At 51.9% G+C, this 2,530-nt stretch carries 2 protein-coding genes; both read right to left on the bottom strand.

Features of this window, described 5'->3' with window-relative positions; all coding sequences use genetic code 11:
• On the bottom strand, positions 1-1,808 hold a 1,808-nt coding region (locus HZA49_04150; protein ID MBI5778632.1), incomplete at its 3' end, for a polyketide synthase.
• A 337-nt stretch (positions 1,809-2,145) separates the two neighbouring features.
• Positions 2,146-2,334, bottom strand: a complete 189-nt coding sequence (locus HZA49_04145) for a hypothetical protein (protein MBI5778631.1) — start codon at positions 2,332-2,334, stop codon at positions 2,146-2,148.
• Positions 2,335-2,530: the final 196 nt, after the last annotated feature.

The raw sequence follows: 2,530 nt of genomic DNA, 5'->3' as shown, positions 1-2,530 counted from the left end.
TAGAATTGAGTCCAATCTATATTTTTGCCCTGTACGTAAGCGCTTCCCAGGGATTCCAGTTCGCTCTTTACGTTTCTATTTCCGAATGCAGTAATCGTCCCTGACGGATAAACGTCTTGTCCGGTAAACAGGCCATGAGCCGCCCGTCCGTGGTGAAAGGCCGTCAAGAGTTCCTCTAGTTCCCGCGCTGTCGCCACTACCGCGCTTAACCGGCAAATGAAATGGGAACGTCCCTTGTTGGCGGTAAGGCAGACGTCTTCAATGGACAGGCCGGGAGGTGCGGCTAGGTGGCTCGCGTACCGTCCCGCCAATTGTCTTAACGCCTCTGTGGTTTTTGCAGAAAGGGTGAATAGATGGTAATGCGTATCTGCGGGCGCTCCGTTGTGACGTGGTATTGAGGCATTCGCTTTTTCACGGAAATCTTCAAGCACCACGTGGGCGTTGACGCCACTCATCCCAAATGAGCTCACCCCCGCAAACCGGCCTTCTTCGCCTTTCTGCCAGGGTACCGGCTGTGTGGGAACCGTTATCGGCAGTTTATCCCAGGCAATAAGCGGGTTGGGGGTTTTGAAGTGCAGGTGAGGAGGAATTTCTTCATGGGTCATGGCAAGCACGACTTTAATAAGTCCGATAATGCCCGCCGCCGCTTCCAGATGTCCCACGTTGGTTTTTACCGAGCCGATCATGAGCGGGCGATCCGGGGCGCGTTTTCCGCACAATGCGGCGGCCAGGGCGTTCACTTCAATCGGGTCGCCCAACGAGGTGCCGGTGCCGTGCGCCTCTACGTAACGGATATGGCCGGGTTCCACCCCGGCGTTTGCAAGCGCCTGGCGTATAACCTGCTCCTGGGCTTGTTCATTGGGAACCGTAAGGCCGCTGCCGGGTCCGTCGTGATTCACCGAGGATCCACGGATGAGCGCCAGGACGTTATCGCCTGCGGCAATGGCGTCCGAAAGGCGCTTAAGCACGATCATCCCGCACCCTTCTCCCCGCGCAAAGCCGTTGGCAGACGCATCAAAGGTCTTGCAACGCCCATCGGGGGCGACGGCCCTGGTCATCGACAGAAAAACGCTTATTTCCGGCGATATCACCAGATGTGAGCCGCCGGCCAAGGACAGATCAGACTCCCCGTTCCGCAGGGACGTACAGGCAAGATGCACCGCAACCAGGGACGACGAACAGGCCGTGTCAACGGCCATGTTGGGGCCTTGCAGACCCAAAATATAGGATAATCTGCCGGGCGCAAAACAGAAAAGGTTTCCCGTTCCGGAATATGCCGTAATCCTTGCAGGGTCGCCGCAATTCATCTCCAGCCGGGAATAGTCGTTTTGCCCGATGCCAACAAATACGCCCGTCTTCGAGCATTTCAGGCTGTCAGGGGCAATCGACGCATGTTCCAGCGCCTCCCAGCTTACTTCCAGGAGCATACGGTGCTGGGGGTCCATACTCATCGCTTCCCGGGGTGAAATCCCGAAAAAGTGGGGATCGAATTGATCTATGTGTTTTAAGAAAGCGCCATACCGGAAATACATCTTACCGGGCGTCGCCTGTGCCGTGTCATAAAATTTATTGATATCCCACCGGTCGCGGGGGATTTCCCCGATGGCATCTGCACCCTCGTGAAGCAACTTCCAAAATTTTTCGGGATCGTCCGCCCCGCCGGGAAAACGGCACCCGATGCCGATAATAGCGATAGGTTCGTTCTTAGACCGTTCCAGCGCCTCTATCCTGACGCGCGCATCATGCAACGCGGTGCGTATCCGTGTGGTGAGAACCGACTGCTCTTGTGTTTCCGGTTGGTTATTCATTGTTCAATAATTTCTCCAATCCTTCGAGTTCGTCTAAAAGAGAAGGTTCAGGTTGAGGAACAAAGCTTGACAACAATGATGTCCCCTTCGCAGAACTCCATCTCCATGCTGCCACCCCGGAAGCATTCCCAAATTCTTATAAGCGCCTTGTGCTGGCAATGTCGGCTGGAAATGCTCATGCTGTCAGCCGTCCCTACGGGACTAGCAATTCTGGTCACCGTCCCCACCGATAAATCGGTGGGCTATTTCCATCTGTCCCTACGGGACAAAATACCTATTTACAAGAAAGTAGGAATGCACCCGTCACCCCTCACCTCAAGAGTACCTATTATCACATCTAAGCGATGCCATCTATTGATGTAATTTGAATTAAACCATTAGTATTTTTCTTGGTATATATTCGATCAGAATATTTACTTTCTAATTGCTTATAATGTTCCAACAACTCTTTTGTGTTATGATGAAACTCTGCAGAAATATCATGACGGGTCTTTCTTATATCTTCTATTGCTTCATTAATTAACACTTACTTATCCTCCCAATAAAGTAATTCGAAGGGTGTCGTTAAGATTGGCACATACAACCCAAGCATTGTATTGATGTGGCGAATATGTTCAAATTTATTTGCATTTGCTAAATGGGCACAGTTCCAAGTCAACAGAAAATGGCAATGATGATATGATGCCAAGGCTAAATGAAGGGCATCGCCTTTCGGATCATTC

The organism is Planctomycetota bacterium, assembly GCA_016235865.1.
Classification (GTDB): Bacteria; Planctomycetota; MHYJ01; order JACQXL01; family JACQXL01; genus JACRIK01.
The sequence above is the reverse complement of the archived record's forward strand: the minus strand, read 5'-3'. Positions and strand labels throughout refer to the sequence as shown.